General features: G+C 68.7%; 17 protein-coding genes and 1 pseudogene. 15 read left to right on the forward strand and 3 right to left on the reverse strand.

Going from position 1 to position 18,966, the window contains the following annotated elements:
• Nucleotides 1-608 precede the first annotated feature (608 nt).
• From IE660_RS07160 to IE660_RS07180, 5 genes are read left to right on the forward strand one after another with little or no spacing between them, the layout of a single operon-like run.
• A complete protein-coding gene (locus IE660_RS07160) occupies nt 609-1,391 on the forward strand; it encodes a DUF4129 domain-containing protein (protein WP_203567646.1) in 783 nt (260 codons plus the stop codon).
• Nucleotides 1,384-1,917: a hypothetical protein gene (locus IE660_RS07165; protein WP_203567647.1), complete on the forward strand. Its 534-nt coding sequence runs from the start codon at nt 1,384-1,386 to the stop codon at nt 1,915-1,917. Before IE660_RS07160 ends, IE660_RS07165 begins: the two co-directional genes overlap by 8 nt.
• The gene (locus tag IE660_RS07170) at nt 1,914-2,924 is read left to right on the forward strand and encodes an AAA family ATPase (RefSeq protein WP_328701885.1); all 1,011 of its coding nucleotides are present in this window, start codon (nt 1,914-1,916) and stop codon (nt 2,922-2,924) included. The genes IE660_RS07165 and IE660_RS07170 overlap by 4 nt, the downstream gene beginning before the upstream one ends.
• 2 nt (nt 2,925-2,926) lie before the next feature.
• Nucleotides 2,927-4,219 carry a DUF58 domain-containing protein gene (locus IE660_RS07175; protein WP_203567648.1) on the forward strand — a complete coding sequence of 431 codons (1,293 nt, stop codon included), beginning with the start codon at nt 2,927-2,929 and terminating at the stop codon, nt 4,217-4,219.
• Complete coding sequence (locus IE660_RS07180; RefSeq protein WP_203567649.1) at nt 4,216-4,770, forward strand: hypothetical protein; 555 nt, start codon at nt 4,216-4,218, stop codon at nt 4,768-4,770. Before IE660_RS07175 ends, IE660_RS07180 begins: the two co-directional genes overlap by 4 nt.
• A 107-nt stretch (nt 4,771-4,877) precedes the next feature.
• Here the strand turns inward: IE660_RS07180 and IE660_RS07185 are convergent, their stop codons facing one another.
• Nucleotides 4,878-6,092 (reverse strand): hypothetical protein, encoded by a 1,215-nt coding sequence (locus tag IE660_RS07185; RefSeq protein ID WP_203567650.1) that lies wholly within the window; start codon nt 6,090-6,092, stop codon nt 4,878-4,880.
• A 3-nt stretch (nt 6,093-6,095) separates the two neighbouring features.
• On the opposite strand from IE660_RS07185, the gene IE660_RS07190 reads away from it, so the two are divergent.
• The 6 genes and pseudogenes from IE660_RS07190 to IE660_RS07215 all read left to right on the forward strand — a co-directional run bounded on the left by IE660_RS07190 (nt 6,096) and on the right by IE660_RS07215 (nt 10,580).
• A complete protein-coding gene (locus IE660_RS07190; protein WP_203567651.1) occupies nt 6,096-7,037 on the forward strand; it encodes an ADP-ribosylglycohydrolase family protein in 942 nt (313 codons plus the stop codon).
• Entirely contained in the window at nt 7,004-7,417 is a 414-nt protein-coding gene (locus IE660_RS07195; RefSeq protein ID WP_203567652.1) for a hypothetical protein, read from the forward strand. The genes IE660_RS07190 and IE660_RS07195 overlap by 34 nt, the downstream gene beginning before the upstream one ends.
• 176 nt (nt 7,418-7,593) lie before the next feature.
• Nucleotides 7,594-8,211, forward strand: a pseudogene (locus IE660_RS16155) (ABC transporter substrate-binding protein); the annotation flags it as partial.
• Nucleotides 8,212-8,314: 103 nt separating this feature from the next.
• Nucleotides 8,315-8,818, forward strand: a complete 504-nt coding sequence (locus tag IE660_RS16160; RefSeq protein ID WP_268882760.1) for an extracellular solute-binding protein — start codon at nt 8,315-8,317, stop codon at nt 8,816-8,818.
• Nucleotides 8,819-8,878: 60 nt separating this feature from the next.
• Nucleotides 8,879-9,784, forward strand: a complete 906-nt coding sequence (locus IE660_RS07210; protein WP_203567654.1) for a carbohydrate ABC transporter permease — start codon at nt 8,879-8,881, stop codon at nt 9,782-9,784.
• Between the two features lies 1 nt (nt 9,785).
• A complete protein-coding gene (locus IE660_RS07215) occupies nt 9,786-10,580 on the forward strand; it encodes a carbohydrate ABC transporter permease (RefSeq protein WP_203567655.1) in 795 nt (264 codons plus the stop codon).
• A 222-nt stretch (nt 10,581-10,802) separates the two neighbouring features.
• Here IE660_RS07215 and IE660_RS07220 read toward each other — a convergent pair whose 3' ends face one another.
• A complete protein-coding gene (locus IE660_RS07220; RefSeq protein ID WP_203567656.1) occupies nt 10,803-11,075 on the reverse strand; it encodes a hypothetical protein in 273 nt (90 codons plus the stop codon).
• A 392-nt stretch (nt 11,076-11,467) separates the two neighbouring features.
• Here IE660_RS07220 and IE660_RS07225 point away from each other — a divergent pair, with 392 nt between their 5' ends.
• The 4 genes from IE660_RS07225 to IE660_RS07240 all read left to right on the forward strand — a co-directional run bounded on the left by IE660_RS07225 (nt 11,468) and on the right by IE660_RS07240 (nt 17,306).
• Nucleotides 11,468-13,096: a carboxylesterase/lipase family protein gene (locus IE660_RS07225; RefSeq protein ID WP_203567657.1), complete on the forward strand. Its 1,629-nt coding sequence runs from the start codon at nt 11,468-11,470 to the stop codon at nt 13,094-13,096.
• 64 nt (nt 13,097-13,160) lie between these two features.
• A complete protein-coding gene (locus IE660_RS07230) occupies nt 13,161-14,843 on the forward strand; it encodes an ABC-F family ATP-binding cassette domain-containing protein (protein WP_203567658.1) in 1,683 nt (560 codons plus the stop codon).
• 123 nt (nt 14,844-14,966) lie between these two features.
• A complete protein-coding gene (locus IE660_RS07235; protein ID WP_328701886.1) occupies nt 14,967-16,037 on the forward strand; it encodes a ferredoxin reductase in 1,071 nt (356 codons plus the stop codon).
• An 18-nt stretch (nt 16,038-16,055) separates the two neighbouring features.
• Nucleotides 16,056-17,306, forward strand: a complete 1,251-nt coding sequence (locus IE660_RS07240) for a fatty acid desaturase family protein (protein WP_203567659.1) — start codon at nt 16,056-16,058, stop codon at nt 17,304-17,306.
• Nucleotides 17,307-17,601: 295 nt separating this feature from the next.
• Here the strand turns inward: IE660_RS07240 and IE660_RS07245 are convergent, their stop codons facing one another.
• Nucleotides 17,602-18,921, reverse strand: a complete 1,320-nt coding sequence (locus IE660_RS07245) for a DUF4921 family protein (RefSeq protein WP_235997129.1) — start codon at nt 18,919-18,921, stop codon at nt 17,602-17,604.
• Nucleotides 18,922-18,966 lie beyond the last annotated feature (45 nt).

The following is an 18,966-nucleotide window of genomic DNA, read 5'->3' on the forward strand; positions in this document are numbered from 1 at the left end:
CGTGATCCGCCCTGGTCGGCCGAGAACAGGTCGACCCGTGTTGTAGCAATCTAGGTGCAGGTGGGACATCTTGAGTGACGCGGAACAGGTTTCACCGTGCGCCGGGTGGCCCAAGGTGTGCCGGGACGAGGGTTGGCGGTTGCCAGGGCGAGGTGAGCCACCGGTGGCACCGCGAAATGACCGATGGGCCCGCACCGTAGCGCGGGCCCATCGGGCGGGCGTGAAGGGGGTCAACGCCCAGGTCGTTGGGTGGTGTGGCGGGCGCTCAGGCCCACTTGTCGCCGGCGATCTCAGCGCCGGTCGAAGCCTCGGTCACGTCGTTCCACTCGGTGGTGGGACGGAACATCGAGGTCCACAGGTAAGCAGGAGAGTTGAACATTGGCGGTCCTTTCGGTCGTACTCGTCTGGCTCCGGCGAAGGAACGAGTCATTTGCTCACTCGATCCGGTACCCCTTTGAACCATGTGGTCGTCGGACACCTCAACTGTAGCACTGATCTGGCAACTACCCAAGTCACATCGATTTACCTTGGCAACAAGGTTGCCATCATCCGAGCAATTGGGCGCTGACCTGCCCTTTCGCCCCGCGTCCAGCGCCTAGGCTTGACCAGTGACCTTGCCCCCAGCCGACGCTCGGCCCCCGGCGCGTCAGCGCGTGTGGTGGGCCGCCGCCGCACTGGTGGGAGTGCTCATCGTCGTCGGGCTGGGAGCATCGAGTGACCCGGGCACGCTCTACACCGTGGTCACCCAGACGCCTCGTCCGATCAGCCTGCCGCCGATGGGCTCGGCGCAAGGCCCGGCCAACCCGATGTCGGGCATGCCGCTGCCCGACCGGGGGGAACCCCGCCCGCTCCCGTCCTGGGTCGGTGACGTCGCCAAGCTCGTCGCGATCGCTGTCGCGGTGGCGCTGGTGATCGCCTTCCTGCGCCTGGTCGCTGGCAACCTCAAGGACAAGGGCGTTCGCCAGGCCGCCGCCGACCGCAGCAACGCCCTCGAGATCCCCGACATCGCCGAGGACGAGGTCGCTGAGTCGTTCGAGCAGACCCTGCAGCAGTTGCGCGGTGGAGCCAGGGTCGACGACGCCATCCTCGAGTGTTGGCGCCGTCTGGTCGAGGTCGCCGAGAACTCCGGGGTCTCACGCCGTGCCAGCCAGACCTCCGAGGAGTTCACGGTCGCCGTCCTCGCCCACACCCGCGCCCCCGAGAGCGACCTGCGCGACCTGGCCGACCTCTATCGCCAGACCATGTTCTCGACCCACGAGGTGGGCGAGGCCGAGCGGCAACGCGCCGTCGCCTGCCTCGAGCGGCTGCACGCCGCGCTGACCAGCGAGCCACCCCGCAGCACCGCAGGTCCCGACGCGGCGCCCAACCCGGACGAGGTGCCCGATGCGTGAGTTCTTCGCCTCGATCCGCAAGCCCGGGGGCACCAGCCTGACCACCCACCTGCTGGCCGCGATGGGCATCTTCGTCGTCCTCTACGGGCTCTGGTGGGCCTTCGGTCTTCGGCTCTCACCGCTGCCGTGGGCGATCTTCACCCTGCTGATCGGCACCCTGATCTGGCTGCTGCGCACCGGCCCCGAACCCGCCGACACCCCCCGATGGGTCGAGCACCAGGCCCTGGTCGGTTCACCTCGCTACCAGAGCGACCTGGCCACCCGCCGGATCGCCGACATGATCGTCGGCGCCCAACCCGGGCGAGAGTTCAGCACCCACCAACTGGCGCTGACCCTGCGCGACCTGACCGCCGAACGCCTCGTCCAGCGTCACCATGCCGACCCCGAACAACCGCTGACCACCGCCACCGACGTCGCCCTCAGCAAGCCGCTGCTCGCCTACCTCAGCACCGTCGAGACCGGCGACAGCCCCAGTATCAACCGCCGCACCCTGCACCGCCACCTCAAGGAGATCGAGTCGCTGTGACCACCGCATCCACCCCGACCCTCGCCCAGCCGATGCCGATCGACGAGGCGGCCGCGCTGGCCCAGCAGGTGCTCGACCAGGTCGAACGCGCCGTCGTCGGCAAGCGCGCCCAACTCGGACAGGTGCTGGCCGGTGTGCTGGCCGGCGGCCACGTGCTGCTCGAAGACCTGCCCGGCCTGGGCAAGACCCTGGCCGCCCGGTCGCTGGCCCAGGCCCTCGGCCTGCAGTTCGCCCGTGCCCAGTTCACCCCCGACCTGCTGCCCAGCGACCTCACCGGGTCGTACCTGTTCAACCAGAACTCCGGCGAGTTCACCTTCCGTGAAGGGCCGATCTTCACCGGTCTGCTGCTCGCCGACGAGGTCAACCGCACCCCGCCCAAGACCCAGTCGGCCCTGCTCGAGGCGATGCAGGAGCACCAGGTCACCGTCGAGGGCCACACCTTCCAGTTGCCGCGCCCCTTCCACGTGCTGGCCACCGCCAACCCGATCGAGCACGAGGGCACCTATCCGCTGCCCGAGGCCCAGCTCGACCGGTTCCTGCTGCGGCTGTCGTTCGGCCACCCCAGCCACGACGAGGAGTGGGAGGTGCTCGTCCGACGGATCGCCCGCAAGCAGGAGGACCAGACCGTCGACGCGGTGCTCGACGCCGAGGGCCTGCTCAGGCTGCAGGCCACCGTCGAGGAGGTCTTCGTCTCGGAGGCGGTCGGACGCTACGCCGTCGCGCTCACCGCAGCCACCCGCGCCCACGACCACACCCTGGTCGGTGCCTCGCCTCGCGGTTCGCTGGCGCTGGTCACCGTGGCCCGCGCGGTCGCCCTGCTGGCCGGACGCGACTACGTCATCCCCGAGGACGTCAAGGCCCTTGCCCAGCCCGCGCTGGCCCACCGGCTCACCGTGCGTCCTGAGCTGTGGCTCAACAACATCACGCCCGAGTCGGTGGTGCGCTCGTGCGTCGACCAGGTGCCGGTGCCTGACGCCTCGCAGGCCGAACTGAGGCGCACGGCCTGACCATGGCGATCCCGTCCCGTCCACCCGAGCCGACCTCGGCACTGACGCGCTCGTGGAGCGCGGCGGTGGTGCTGTTGCTGCTCGCCGTGCTGTTCGGACGACCCGGCGTCGCGCTGCTCGCGGTGCCGCTGGCGGTTCACGCGGCCTGGGCATGGTGGCGTCGTCCCCGACTGGCCCCGGCGCTGCGCACCCGGCCACGCACCTCGGCGATCCCTGAGGGTGATGGCGTCGACCTCACCGTCGCGGTGGACGAGCCCGAGCCGGCCACCTGGCTCAGCGTCCAGTGGCCCGGCATCGTCGGCGCCGCCTGGGACCCCAAGCACGGTGCCGCGGTCGACCTCGCCGACCAAGGCGTGTCCGTCGGCCTCGAACCCGAACGCTGGGGCCGCTACGTCACCGGTGCCCCCGGCATCCAGTACATGGACGAGTCGGGCAGTTGGCGCTCGACCATCGAGGGCGAGTCGTGCACGGTGACCGTGCGTCCGGCCGCCGCGACCCTGAGCGGCGGAAGCGGTGTAGCTCGTCCGATCGGACTGACCGGTGCCCACACCTCGTCCGTGCGCGGCGACGGCACCCAGATCGCCGACATCCGCGAGTACCGGGCTGGCGACCGGCTGCGCCGGATCAACTGGCGGGTCACGTCGCGCACCCAGAAGCTGCACGTCACCCAGACCTTCACCGAGCGTGACACCGACGTGCTGATCGTGGCCGACACCCTGCGCGACCTGCCCGACCCGAGCGGCACCTCGTCCAGCCTGGACGCCACCGTGCGCGCCATCGCCGCGATCAGCCAGCACTACGTCGGCTTCGGCGACCGGGTCGCAGTGCACGACCTGGGCCACCGGATCGGGCTGGTGCGCCCCGGCACCGGACCACGCCAGGTGCGGATCATCCTCGAGATGCTGTCGCGCTCGCTGCGCGACGTGCCCGACCACCTCTCGATGCGTCGGGTGCCCTCACTTCGCCCCGGCACCCTGGTCTTCGTCTGCTCGCCGCTGCTCGACCAGAAGGTCACCGATGAGCTCAACCGACTGCGCCAGTACGGCGGTGAGGTGATCGTGGTCGACACCATGCCCGAGACCCTGGGCACCTTCGGGGCCATCCGCCACGACACCAGCCGCAGCTTCCTCGCCGAGGCGTGGCTGGTGCGCCGGATGCAGCGTGAGGTCACCGTGCGCCGGATCGAGGAACTCGGCGTACCGGTCACCCCGTGGCAGGGCACCGCCAGCCTGGCCAGCGTGCTGCTGGCGATGCAGGCTGCACGGACAGCTCCACGAAGGGCGGTCGGACGATGAGAGGGCTTGCCGAGACGGTGGCCGGGTGGCTGCTGCGGATCTCTGAGATGTCGGCCGGGCAGTGGGTGCTGCGAGTGGCGATCGTGTTGAGCGGGGCCCTGCTGCTGCAGTTGCCGACCTGGTGGGCGACGTTCTTCTTCGGTCCCGTGCTCGCCGGCATCGGCGCGCTGATGGTGCTGGTCTCGCTGCTGGCGCCGGACTCCTTGGCGCCGGTCGGGCTGGTGGCCGTGGTGGGGGCGTGGTGGCTGATGGCCGGCGCCGACAATCCGCTGTGGCAGGCGGCGGTGCTCGCCCTGCTGCTGGGTGTGTTCCACCTGTCGTGCGCGTGGGCTGCGAGCGCCCCGACCCACGGCGTCATCCGCAGGCGCCTGGCGCGGGCGATGGCTGGACGAGCCGTCGCCTTCCTGCTGGTCGTGGCGGTCGGTCTGGCCCTCGTGCTCGGCGCCGCGTCACTGCCGGCGTTGCCCGGCGGGCTGCTCTGGATCGGCCTGGGCGGGCTCGCGGTGGTGGGACTCGCCGCGGTGATCATTCGTCCCGACCGCAACACCTGACGCCGACTGCGGCCGGCAACGGTCGTCGGTCAACCCGGACGCGGAAGCGGCCCGACCCCCGCGGGGATCGGGCCGCTTGCCTTGGCCTCTTGTGTGACGTCAGGGCGTCACTTCAGGGCGTCGGCCACGCCGTTGGCAACCTCGGCCACCTCTTGGATCGTCGGGCGCGATCCGAAGAAGTAGAAGGTGCCGTCGTTGGTGGCGAAGTAGCAGTAGTTCATCGCTGCGCCACGGGGAACGCCACACATCGCGTTGCCGATCTTGGTGGCCTGATCCATGTTGTCGAAACGCTGGCTGCCGTAGTTCGGGTCGTCCCGGAACGACAGCGAGACCACCGACGGGCTCTTGGCGTAGTAGATCATCAGCGCGGTCGAGACCTTGGCCGGGTCGCTGGCCTTCCACTCACCGATGGTCTCGGGCATGTCCTGCCCGATCGCGTCCTTGGCCACGATCGCCGGACCGGTGGGCTGCTCGGTCGGCTCGGTGGTCTGCTCGGTCGGCTCAGTGGTCTGCTCGGTCGGCTCGGTGCTCGCGTCAGTCGGCTGAGAGGTCTGGGCAGTCGGGTCGGTGCTGGTCGGAGCCGTGGTCGACGGCACGGCCGTGGTGCCACCGCCGGCGGAGTCGTCGCGGTTCATGCCCCAGATCACCAGGCCGATGATCAGCGCGAGCACGACAGCACCGGCACCGAGCAGCAGCGGCATGTTGTTCTTCTTCTGCGGCGGCTGTCCGTACCCGGGCTGACCGTAGGGCTGCTGACCGTAGCCACCCTGCTGGCCGTAGGGCTGCTGGCCGTAGCCACCCTGCGGGGGCTGGCCGTAGGGCTGCTGGCCGTATCCACCCTGCTGCGACTGACCGTAACCCTGCTGCTGGCCGTGGCCACCCTGGGGGGCGCCGTAGCCCTGCTGCTGGTCGTAGCCACCCTGCTGCGGCTGCTGCGGGTAGGGCTGCTGCTGGCCGTAGGCCTGGCTGGCGTCCTGCTGGGGGTAGCCGCCCTGGTCGGGGGCGGGGTTGTAGGGCTGCTGGCCGTAGCCACCCTGGGTGTCGTCGAAGCCGGTGCCGTTGGCCCACGGGTTGGCCGAGGGCTGCGAGGCCGAGCCGGGCTGTGCGCCGATCGGCTCAGAGGCCGAGCCCGGCCATTGGTTCGCGCTGGGCTGGCCGCCCGGCTGGTTGGCACTGGGCTGGTTCGCACTGGGCTGGCCGTAGGGGTCGCCCTGGCCCTGCTGAGGGTACTGCTGGGCGTAGGGATCGTTGCCCGGGGGACCACCCCAGTTGCCGTCCGAGGGGTTGCCCTGGTTCGGGCCGCCGTAGTTGTCATTGGTCATCTGATGCCACCTCCACTGTCCAGCCTACGGTCCGCGAGTTCCACCAGACGAACTCGGCCACCGCGGGCACTCGCGCTTGGACGAGGCGGTGGTCGCCCGGATGGGGCGGCGATCCGCTCTGAGCTGTGGGCCTGCGTGGCACCCGGTGACCCCGAGCGTGCCGCGCTCATGGCCTACGAGGACGCCTGCTTCGACCACGCCGGCGACGGCATCCTGGCAGCGCAGTTCCTGGCCCGGATGCAGTCGATGGCCTTCGTCCGCGATGACCTGCGTGGCATCGTCCTCGATGCCGCCGCCGCGATGCCCACCGAGAGCCGGCTGCGCACCGTCGTGGACGAGGTCGTCGGTTGGGTCGACCAGGGCCGCTCGTGGACCGACATCCGCACCCTGGTCATGGAGCGTCACGGCAACGACGACTTCACCGACGTGCGACCCAACACCGCCTGGGTCGTGACCGGCCTGCTGTGTGGCACCGACTTCAGCTGGCGAATCCTGATCACCAACAACTGTGGCGAGGACTGCGACTCGTCCACCGCCTCGGTCGGGGCGCTGCTGGGCATCCTCGACCCTGCCTCGATCGACCACAAGTGGCTCGCCCCGATCGGACGCGACCTCGTCCTCAACGACGGCGTGGTCGACCTCGACCACCCCACCACCCTTGACGGCTTCACCGACCTCGTCGTCGACCTGGCCCAACGGCTGGACGAGCAGATCGGTCCCGACCCCGCTCAGGTGGCCGCCGAGGCCGACGCCTTCGATCCCGACGAGCACGCCTTCACCATCAAGCAGGCATCTGGAACACCAACTGGGAGCAGTGGCCCGGCCGTGACATCGGCGGCCTGCCACGCGCCGGCTCGCCCTGCCCCGAACTCGACCTGGTCGAGACCACCATCGGTGGGCGGTGGCACCGGTTGCCGGCCAGCGAGTGGGACGACCGGTTGTTGATGATGGAGTGGCCGCTCAACGGGCACGGTGTCACCGAGGTGCGGCTCACCTTCACCTGCTACCAGGACCACCGGATCTGGCTCGACGGGGAGTACCTGCACGGCTCGCAGGCCACGAACTTGATGTTCCCCTCACCGCACGCCGCCCAGATCGGCCACTTCGTCGACTTCACCCTGCCGCCCGGGCAGCACCGGCTCAGCGTCGCGCTGAGTCGTCCCAAGAAGGACGACGGTGTCGCCGAGTGGTCGCTGGCGCTGGCTGAGAACCCTTCCCATGAATGGATCCCGAACGCCTTCCGGGCCTCCGGTGACTCCTCCGCGATCACCCCCGGCACCAGCAACACCGACACCAGCAACACCGACACCACCACCAAGGAGTGATTCACGTGTTCGTCCACCGTCGACGCCGCCGCGGCGCCACCGCCGTACTCGCGTCCGTCTTCGCCCTCCTGCTCGCCGCCTGCGGCGGCGGAGCCGCCGACACCCCCTCGTCCTCGGCACCCGGGACGAGCGGCTCGGCCACCGGCGGCACCACCTCGTCCGAACCCAGCGAGAACGTGGCCAAGCCGTCGGGCACCGTCACCTGGTGGTCGTGGAACCCCAGTGAGGCCGACGCGGCGATCAACATTGCCGAGTTCAACAAGGAGTTCCCCGACATCAAGGTCGAGTACAAGTTCGTCGAGTACTCCAACTACGTCAACACCGTGCGGCTGGCCGCCACGAGCGACTCCGGGCCCGACGTGTTCGGCCTGCAGGTCGGTGTGATGGCCAACCAGTTCGCCCCGTTGACCATGGACCTCAAGCCCAAGATCGAGGCGTCGCTGGGCGCCGACTTCGCCGACAAGATCACCGCCTCCGACCAGTTCACCATCGACGGCAAGCTGGTGGACATGCCGTGGATGGTCACCGGCGCCGGCCTGATGTTCTACAACGACGGCGTGCTCAAGCAGCACAGCATCCAGCCGCCGACCACCATGGCCGAGCTGAAGGAGGCCTGCAAGAAGCTCGAGGCCGCCAAGGTCACCTGCGTCGCCCACGGCGCCAAGGACAACTGGGTCAACATCGACGTCTATCAGTCGATCGTCAACCAGCTGGCGCCCGGCAAGATCTACGAGGCGTTCAAGGGTGATGCCAGCTTCACCGACGCCGAGTTCGTCAAGTCGTTCGAGATCTGGAAGTCGCTGCGACGACGGCGTGTTTCCCAAGGGCTCGCTCGGCCTGAACCAGTACCCGGACGCCTCGAAGAGCTTCGGCACCGGCAAGGCGGCGTTCGTGTTCATGGGCAGCTGGCAGAACTCCTACACCACCCACACCAGCCTCGAGGGCATGTCGAAGGAGTATGGGGACGCCAAGATCAAGGACTTCATCCTGGTGCCGTCGTTCTTCCCGGCCGTCGAGGACGGCGCCCAGACCGGCGCCATGTTCGGTGGACCTGACATCGGCTTCGCGATCTCGGCCAAGGCCAAGAACCCCGACGCCGCCTGGGCCTTCGTCAACTGGCTCACCGCGACCGAGACCGGCCAGAAGGTGATCGCCAAGACGATGCAGCAGCCCTCGCTGAAGAGCGTGCCGCTCGACACCTCCGACGTGGTCACCCCTGAGCAGAAGGCTGCCCTCGAGAAGCAGGGCCCGGCCCTGGGCAACATGATCGGCGCCCGTGAGGTGCCCAACGCTGATGTCGCCACGGCTCTCGGCCTGGCCCTGCAGGAGGTGGCCTCGGGCCAGGTGTCGCCCGCTGATGCCGCCAAGGCGGTCGAAGAGGCCATCCAGAGCGCTGGCTGACCGACGCGCGTGGGGACCCACCACGGTGTGGGTCCCCACGCCTGATCCATGGAGGAACCAATGACGGTGGAGACCGTGGCGCCGCGGCCACGCTCGGTCAGGAACCTGCGCCTGCACGGGCTGCTGTACCTGTTGCCGGCGCTGCTGCTGGTGCTGGGCATCGTCTACGCCGGCATCGGCTACACCGGCTGGACGAGCTTCTACCAGTGGGACGGGCTCAGCCCGACCAAGAAGTTCGTCGGCTGGGGCAACTACCAACGGATGCTCGACGACAAGGTGCTGTGGCGAGCGCTGCGCCATGTCGGCATCTTTGCCGTGCTGACGATCTTCCTGCAGATGGCGATCGGGTTGGGCATGGCGATGCTGCTGCGCCGGGGCCTGGTCGCCGGGGCCGCCGTCTACAAGGCGATCATGTTCATTCCGGTGGTGATGGCCCCAGCGGTCGTCGCCACGGTCTTCCGCGACATCATGAACCCCGATGGCTGGATGCAGTCACGGATGGCCGAGAACGGCCTGGGTGCCTTGGTGCATCCGTGGTTGGCCGATCCGAAGACCGCCCTGTACGGCATCGTCGCCATCAACATCTGGCAGTGGACCGGCTTCTCGTTCGTCCTCTACCAGGCCGCTTTGGCGCAGGTGGACGAGGGGCTGTTCGAGGCCGCGTCGATCGACGGGGCGAGCGCGCTGCAACAGCTGTGGTACGTGTTGTTGCCGCAGCTGCGCACCGCCCACCTGACCCTGATCATGACCGGCTGCATCGGCTCGTTGAAGACCTTCGACATCGTGCTGTTGACCACCGGTGGTGGCCCGGGGCGGGCCAGTGAGTTCCTGACCACCTACATCTACAAGCAGGCCGTGGTGCAGTTCCGCGCCGGCTACTCGGCCGCCCTGTCGGTGCTGATGCTGGTGGTCGCGGTCACCATCACCGTCATCCAGATGCGGCTCGCGCGACTGGGGGAGGACTGAGATGAACAGACGACCACGTCGGCGAGCCAGGGTGCTGGCCCAAGTGGTGGCCACCCTGGTCGCTGCCGTCTACCTGTTTCCGCTGGTCAGCGCCGTGCTGGTCTCGGGTGAGGGAGGAGAGGGGTACGCGAAGAACTACTGGGTCGTGCTCACCGAGTCGCCGCTGCTGCGCTTTGCCCGCAACAGCCTGGTCATCGTGATCGGCACGGTCAGCATCACCTACGTGGCCACCATGCTCGCCGCCTACGCCTTCGCCAAGGTGCGCCCGGTGGGCAACAAGACGCTGTACTACATGGTGCTGGCCGCCCTCACCCTGCCGGCGATCTCGCTGATCGTCCCGCTGTTCGCGATGGTGCAGCGGTTCAACCTGTTCAACAACTACTTCGCAGTCATCCTGCCGCTGGCAGCGACCTCGGTGCCCTTCACCGTGCTGCTCACCCGCAACTTCATGGAGGGGGTGCCCAACGAGTTGCTGGAGGCCGCTGAGATCGAGGGCGCGTCGAGCTTCCGAGCGCTGCTGCACATCGTGCTGCCACTGGCCAAGCCGATCTCGGCCGTGGTCATCGTGTGGACGCTGCTGGGCTCGTGGAACGAGTTCTTCCTGCCGCTGCTGTTCTTCCAGGACCCGTCGATGCAGGTGGTCACCCAGGTGCCGACCTACTTCACCGGGGTCTACAGCCAGGACACCCCCAAGGTGTTCGCAGCCCTGATCCTGATCTCGATGCCGGTGGTCATCACCTACCTGTCGATGCAGCGCTACTTCGAGCGTGGCCTCACCGCAGGCGCCCTCAAGTGAGGTGCGGTGTGCTGGGTTCGGGCTGGGTCAGCTGAGCGCGTCGGCGACGCCGTTGGCGACCTCGGCGACCTGCTCGACGGTGGCGTTGGCGCCCAGGAAGTGGAAAATGCCGTCGTCGGTGGCGAACCAGCACGAGTTCCAGCCCAGGTTCGCGTCGTAGGGCGCGCAGGGGACGCGGCCGATCGTCCGCTGGTCGGGAAGGGCTCGGAAGCTGGACAGGCCCTAGCCCTCCTGGGTGGCGAACTCCAGACCCACTGTGACCGAGGAAAGCTCCTTCGTCACGTAGGTGCCCCACATCGTCTGGTCGACCGCGAAGGGTGCTGCGGAGGCGCGCCAGTGGGGGAGCTCGGCGAGCAGCTTCTTGTCGTACGCCGTCACCGGCACCGCGACGTCTGGACGAGCGGTGGGCGTCGGCGTGGCCGGCCACAGCGCCTTGGCCAGCCCATTGGCCACCTCGGCCACGTCTGCCAGCGCCACACCGCTCAGCTTCACCATGCCGTCGTCGGTGGTGAACCAGCAGGCGACCCGCCGCTTGACCGGGTCGAGGCTGCACCAGGTGTTCCAGCGGAGGGTTGGCTCGCCCGCGGTCGCAGTGGCGCTGGGTTGGCTCTCCGGGGTGAACGTGACGTAGACCGCCCGGATCGTCGGGGTGAGCAGGGTGTAGCTGCTGGCCCCGTTTCGCTGTCGAGGTCGTTTCGTCGTTCAGGTCAGGGCCGGCTTCTGCTCGCCTATACTCAGGTGACAGTCTGCCAACCGGGACCGGACAGTGAGCGAGCCGACCACTGCTCAGGTCGTTCCTCGCGGCGTCCGCCGGTGTCAGCGCGCCATTCGGGGTGCTCGCGGGCACGTCAGGTACCCGATGCCCCCGATCGAGAGGGGAGTCCATCATGTCGAACTTTTCACGACGGAGCGTCCTGGTTGCCGGAGCCGTGGCCGCCGGGGCAGGTCTGACCAACGTGCGGCCGGCGCAAGCCGCCCCGGGTCAGAACCCCGGCAAGAAGGGAGTACGGATGACCCCCGCGGTCAAGGTCACTGGCGGAGTCGTGCGCGGCTACGTGGACGACAACGGCGTCAAGACCTTCAAGGGCATCCGGTACGCGGCCTCGACCCATGGCCCCAACCGGTGGCGGGCGCCGCAACCTGTTCCTCGCTGGACCGGGATCAAGGAGACCACTGCCTTCGGCCCGATCGCCGTGCAGAACCCGGCGTTCGCACCCTTCGGGCCGTGGACCTGGGAGTACCTCGACACCAACATGACCCTCGAGAACGGGCTGATGTCAGAGGACTGCCTCAGCCTCAACGTCTGGACCACGGCCAACCCCAACGCGCGGCGTCCGGTGATCGTCTACATCCACGGTGGCGCCAACACCAGCGGCAGCGGTGGCAACGAGGTCTACACCGGCGAGAAGATCGTCCACAAGGGGGTCGTGTACGTCACGATCAACTACCGGGTGGGCATCTTCGGCTTCCTGGCCCACAAGGACTCCACCGGCAACGAGGTCACCGGCAACTTCGCGATCATGGACATGATCGCCGCGCTGCGCTGGGTGCGCGACAACATCAGGGCCTTCGGGGGTGACCCCGGCAACGTGACCGTGGCCGGGCAGTCCGCAGGCAGCATGGACATCCAGACGCTGATCGCCTCACCCGCGGCCGCCGGGCTGTTCCACCGGGCCATGACGATGAGCGCCAACTCCATCGACTCACCGGTGTCGACCCTGGCCCAGGCCCAGGCGCGGGCCAGCCAGTCGTTCGGGTCGCTCACCCTCGAGCACCTGCGAGCGTTGAGCTCCGCGCAGGTGCAGGCACTGACCGCCAGCTACAACCCGTCCAGTCCCGTGATCGACGGTCAGGTGGTCACCCACAGCCTGACCGATGCCTACCTCAGTGGCACGGCCAACCGGGTCGACCTGATGATCGGCAACGTCAACGGTGATGAGGTGCTGTTCGGCCCGCTGCGGCTGCCTGGAGGCTCACCACTGCCGATCGGGCAGGTCCAGTCGGTCACTCCGGCGGTGTTCGAGGACGCGGTGCGCCAGCAGTTCGGCGCCCACTTCGTCGACCTCTACCCGGTCGACCCGGGTGCGGCCAACGTCATCGAGACGGCCCGACAGCTCAACGCCGACGCGATGGTGGCCCGGGCGGCCCGACAGGGCGACGTGCGGGCCAGGCACTACGCCGACCGCACCACCCTGATCTACCAGTTCGCCCACGACGTGCCCGACACTCCGGAGCGGATGGCGGCCTACGGAGCCTTCCACACCGGCGACGTGGGCTATTGGCTGAACTACTTCTCCGACACCTGGCATCGTCCGTGGACGGCAGTCGACCACCGTCTGGGCGACGTGATGTCTGACCACTTGGTGGCGTTCGCCACGCGAGGTTCAGTCCCGGGCTGGCCGGCCCACGTGGCCGGTGCGCCCGCCGACCGGTACATGCACTACACCGACACCGCCTCGCCCAGCGTCCTCGACCAGGCCAGAACTGCAGCATGGGAGGCCTACTGGGCTCGGTGAGCCGGCCCGGCCCTGAGACCCCGTCGCCCGGCCGGACCAGTGGCGGGCCGTAGGATCGTGGCCCATGGGGCACGTGGAGCTGACCGGGGTCGACTTCAGCCTGCCCGACGGACGACCGCTGCTGAGTGACATCAGCTTCCGGGTCGGTGACGGCGCGATCGTCGCCCTGGTCGGCCCCAACGGTGCCGGCAAGACCACCCTGCTGCGCATCGTCGAGGGCGAACTCGTCCCCGACGAGGGCACCATCTCGCGCTCGGGCGGGCTCGGGGTGATGCGCCAGTTCATCGGGCAGATCCGCGATGACTCCACGGTGCGCGACCTGTTGCTGCGGCTTTCGCCCGAACGCATCCAGCAGGCCTCGGCGCGGGTCGACGAACTCGAACTGCGGCTGATGGACGACGACTCCGAACCGGTGCAGATGGCCTACGCAGCGGCCCTGGCCGAGTACGCCGACGCCGGCGGCTACGACGCCGAGGTGATCTTCGATGCCTGCTGCACCTCGGCGCTGGGCATCGGCTACGACCGCTGCCGCTGGCGCGCGGTCAACACCCTCTCGGGCGGCGAGCAGAAGCGGCTCGCCCTCGAGGTGCTGCTGCGTGGACCCGACGAGGTGCTGTTGCTTGACGAGCCCGACAACTACCTCGACGTGCCCGGCAAGCTCTGGCTCGAGGAGCAACTGCGCACCACCCAGAAGACCGTGCTGCTGGTCAGCCACGACCGTGAACTGTTGGCCAACGCCGCCACCCGCATCGCCTCGCTCGAACTCGGCGCTGCCGGCAACACGCTGTGGGTTCACGGCGGTTCGTTCGCGACCTTCCACGCCGCCCGCGACGAACGGTTCGCACGCCTGGAGGAGCTGCGCAAGCGCTGGGACGAGGAGCACGCCAAGCTGCGCGCGCTGATGCTGATGTACAAGCAGAAGGCCGCCTACAACGACGCCATGGCCTCGCGCTACCAGGCCTCGGTCACCCGGCTGGAGAAGTTCGAACAGGCCGGCCCTCCGCAGGCTGTCCCGCTGCGCCAGAACGTGTCGATGCGCTTGTCAGGGGGACGAACCGCCAAGCGGGCCGTGGTCTGCGAGAAGCTCGAACTGACCGGGCTGATGAAACCGTTCTCGTCCGAGATCTGGTTCGGTGACCGGGTCGGGGTGCTGGGCTCGAACGGCTCGGGCAAGTCGCACTTCCTGCGGCTGGTGGCCCGCGGCGGCACCCTGCCTGAGCCCGGCAACCGCGCGGTCAACCACGAGTCGATCGACCCGGTCGCCCACACCGGCATCGCCCGCCTGGGGTCGCGGGTTCGTCCCGGCTTCTTCGCCCAGACCAACCAGGCGCCCGAACTGGTCGGACGCACCCTGCTCGAGATCCTGCACCGTGGCGACGACCACCGCGGCGGGCTGGTGCGCGAGGAGGCGTCGCGCAAGCTGGATCGCTACGAGTTGGCAGGTGCGGCCGAGCAGCGCTACGAGACGCTCTCGGGTGGCCAGCAGGCCCGGCTGCAGATCCTGCTGCTCGAACTCGGTGGTGCCACCCTGCTGCTGCTGGACGAGCCGACCGACAACCTCGACATAGCCTCGGCCGAGGCCCTCGAACACGGGCTGAACGCCTTCGAGGGCACCGTGGTCGCGGTCACCCACGACCGCTGGTTCGCCCGCAGCCTCGACCGTTTCCTGGTCTTCACCGCCGACGGACGAGTCGTCGCCAGCGACGAGCCGAGCTGGGACGAGGGACGCGTCGTCCGGGCCCGATGAGCAGCCCAGCCGAGCGGCGATGAGCGCCGTGACGAGGTGATTTCCCCCCTTGGGGGTGGTCTGCACCTGCAGCGTTCCTGAACCGGTGCACGAAAGTTACGGTTCCGTAGGTACGGTGGAACCGTGACGTCACGTTCCGCGGCCCTGAGCCGTTTGATCGGGCGGGCGGCGTGGGGGCTGGGAGCGCTGGTCGCCACCCCTGTGCTGCCCGACGACTACGTGGCGCTGGTCAACCCGCTGCAGGCCCGTGACGTGCTGCGCGCCCGGGTGCTGGCGAAGATGGCTGAAGGGGTCGGGGTCGCCACCTTGGTGCTTCGTCCTAGCCGGTCGTGGACGACCCACCGCCCGGGCCAGTACCTGCGGATCGGGGTCGACATCGCGGGGGTGAGGCACTGGCGCGCCTACTCGGTGACCAGCCCTCCCGGCGCGCGTGAGCTCACCATCACCGTCAAGGCCAAGGGTGACGGACTGGTCTCGACCCATCTGGTCGAGCGCGCTCGTCCCGGCGACGTGATCATGCTCGACCTCGCCACCGGCGACTTCGTCCTGCCCGAAACCCTGCCCGACAAGCTGCTGTTCCTGACCGCCGGCAGCGGCATCACCCCGGTGATGGCGATGCTGCGCGCCTACCGCTTCGGCGACGTCGTGGTGCTGCACAGCGCCCGCAGCGCCGACGACGTGATCTTCGGCGACGAACTCCGGTCCGCGGCTGCCGAGGGGCAACTCGTCCTGCTCGAACGCCACACCGACGCCCAGGGCCGGCTCGACCCGACCGAGTTGGACGACCTCGTCCCCGACTGGCGCGAGCGCGAGACCTACGCCTGCGGCCCAGCAGAACTGCTGGCCGGGCTGGAGGCGCACTTCGAGGCCGCCGGGGTGGCCGACCGGCTGCACGTCGAGCGGTTCCAGACCGAGGCGGCCGCCGTCGGTGAAGGCGGCACCGCCCGCTTCGTCCGCTCAGGTGTCGAGGTCGAGACCGACGGCGCTACCACGCTGCTGCAGGCCGGGGAGGACGCCGGGGTGCTGCTGAAGTCCGGGTGCCGGATGGGCATCTGCTTCAGCTGCGTCACCAAACTGACCGCCGGATCGGTGCGCGACCTGCGCACCGGTGAGACCACGACCGTCCACGACGAACCCATCCACATCCAGACCTGCGTGTCGGCATCCGCCGGGGCGTGCCAGCTCGACGCCTGACCAACGAAGGACCCTGACATGACGCAGACACTCGCCACCACCGAACAGACCACCACCGACGGGTCGACCCCCACCACTTGGCAGGGACACGCCCTCACCGACGCGGTCACCACGGCCAAGCTGACCCACGAACAGGTCGAGCAGATCGGTGCGCGGTTGGACGAGATCCGCGCCGAGGTGATTGCCACCCGTGGCGAGTCCGACGCCCGCTACATCCGCGGAGTGATCCGCGCCCAGCGCTGGCTCGAGGCCTCGAGTCGCGTCGTCCTGCTGTTCTCGAAGAACAAGGTCGCCTTCGTGGTGGGCACCGCCGGGCTGAGCGTGGCCAAGATCCTGGAGAACATGGAGATCGGCCACAACGTGCTGCACGGCCAGTGGGACTGGATGCGCGACCCCAAGATCCACTCGACCACCTGGGAGTGGGACGCGGTCACCCCGGCCGAGCAGTGGAAGCACTCGCACAACGAGACCCACCACACCTACACCAACGTGGTCGGACGCGACAACGACCTGGGCTACGGCATCATGCGGGTCGACAACGCCCAGCCGTGGTCGCTGAAGCTGCTGGGGCAGCCGTTCTTCAACCTGGTCAACGCCACCTTCTTCGAGTACGGCATCGCCGCCTACGACCTCGAGCTGTTCGACAACCTCAAGAAGGGCGAGGACCGTACGCCCGAGCAGCGCGAGACCTTCCGCAGGAACGCTGCCGCGGTCGGACGAAAGCTCGCCCGCCAGATGGGCAAGGACTACCTGGTGCACCCGCTGCTGTCGGGACCGAACGCCCTGCACACCGCAGCCGCGAACGCCATCGCCAACGTGGTGCGGAACCTGTGGACCCACTCGGTGATCATCTGCGGGCACTTCCCCGACGGGGTCGAGGTGTTCGAGAAGACCTCGATCGAGGGTGAGACCAAGGCCCAGTGGTACCTGCGCCAGATGCTCGGCTCGGCCAACATCACCGGCAGCAAGTTCATGCACCTGATGAGCGGCAACCTGTCGCACCAGATCGAGCACCACCTGTTCCCCGACCTGCCCAGCAACCGCTACGCCGAGATCGCGCCGAAGGTGAAGGCGCTGTTCGAGGAGTACGGGCTGCGCTACGTGTCGGGTCCGCTGCCGGTGCAGGTGGCGCAGGCCTGGGGCAAGGTGTTCCGGCTGTCGCTGCCTGATCGCGAGCCCGGTCGCTCGCGCTGGTCGATCATCGGCGAGGCTGTGGGCCAGGCCCTGCGCGGACGCCCCACCGAGCGGGTCGCCGTCGCCGCCAGCTGATCGGCACCTCGGTCGCGGACGAGTGCCAGCGAGCGCGTCGGGACCACGGCGGCCACCCTCCAGCAGCGAGGGGCACCTCCATCGTCGACGGGTATTGCATGCAGTACCCGTCGCGAAGCTTGGTGCCCGTCGCGATCAGAAGGTTCCCGTCGAGTGGCGAGCAGCGTCGGGGGGCTGAGGGCTGACCCAGCCAGGGGACGAGCGGGGGGTGCGGCGAGCGTCCGGCAGCGGCGTCCCCCACGCTCGCGCCCGCGGGTAGCCGCGAAGGACCTCCCCGCGTCCGCCGCGGACTCTGTCAGCGGCTGTAGCGCAGGGCGTTGGGGACCGTCCGGCACTCCGAACCGATCTGCATCGACCCGATCCGGCCCTCGTCGCGCAGGGCGAACAACCGGGGCACCACGATGTTGCGCAGCCCGGTCGGCGAGATCGTGTTCAGGTACACCTGCGTGCCACCCTCGAAGCCAGCCAGGTTCGAGATGCGCCAGCGCAGCATGATCCGCCACGGCATCGGGTTTGGCACGTCGATCGGACGGTAGTGCCACTCCTCGTTGCTGGGCACCTCGGTGCCGGTGGCGGCGTGCATGGCATGCAGCAGGTCTGCCATCGCACCGAGTTCCTCGGGCGACTGGTCCCACGGGTTCGAGATCTCGCTCTTGGAGTTGACCTCGATGGTGGGGAACCGGTGCCCGAACCCGGCGAAGGCCACCGCGTGCTCGTTCTCGGCGATCACCAGGTTGTGCTGGGCGGCGCAGTTCACACCGGCCTCGTTGAAGATGTTGGGGTTCTCGCGCATCGTCTTCAGGGTGCGCTCGTGGCGCACGCCGCGCTCATCGATCGCCACGATCTGCTTGTGCAGGTGGTCGAACGACGCACCCGCCGGCCGCATCCAGTTCTGGAACGCCACCACGTAGCGGGCGTAGCGGTTCAGGTCGAAGTGACGCTTGATGCCGTCCACGGTGAACTTGATGTAGTAGAAGTGCTCCTCGGGTGTCAACGTGCCCGACGAGGCGAGCTGCGAGTCGTCGGTCGCCCCGTCCAGGTAGTGCCGCCGGGCGACGATCACGTCATGACCACCACCGAAGAAGCCCGAGGCGGCGTCGATCAACTGCTGGTCGCTCATCTTGGCGATGTCGGCATCGCTGGCGCCGCCGGCGCGCAACTTCATCTTCACCACCGACACCACGTGGTCGTGCCCCTCGGGTGCGCTCAGGTAGCGCTGCTTGCGCACCCGCACCTCGGGCACCAGTTCGTAGCCGTAGTTCTGGTGCCAGTACTCGTACGACAGGATCTCGAACAGGTTGGGCACCCGACGGAACTCGGCCACGGTGTTGAACAGCTCCGCGGCCGGCACACGCAGCATCTCCTGCCACTGCCCGTCGCGGCGCACCAGCCGGGCCTTCTCGGGCGGGGTCTCGAGGTAGCGCTTCTCGCAGAACGAGCAGTGTCGTCCGATCTCGTCGTCCACCAGAGGAATCGGGTTGGTCGGTGGCACTCCGAGCGGACGATTGCCCCGTCCCGGGACGGTCCAGACCTCGGTGCCGGTGAAGGGGTTCATCTGCTTCACCGTGCCGTCCGCCATCGGTGTGATCCAGTGCGCTGACGACCAAGTCTCCATGGCATCCACCCTAGAGGGAGCGACCTCGCGGCTGACTGCGGGGGG

It is taken from the genome of Aestuariimicrobium ganziense (assembly GCF_015352975.1).
Classification (GTDB): Bacteria; Actinomycetota; Actinomycetes; order Propionibacteriales; family Propionibacteriaceae; genus Aestuariimicrobium; species Aestuariimicrobium ganziense.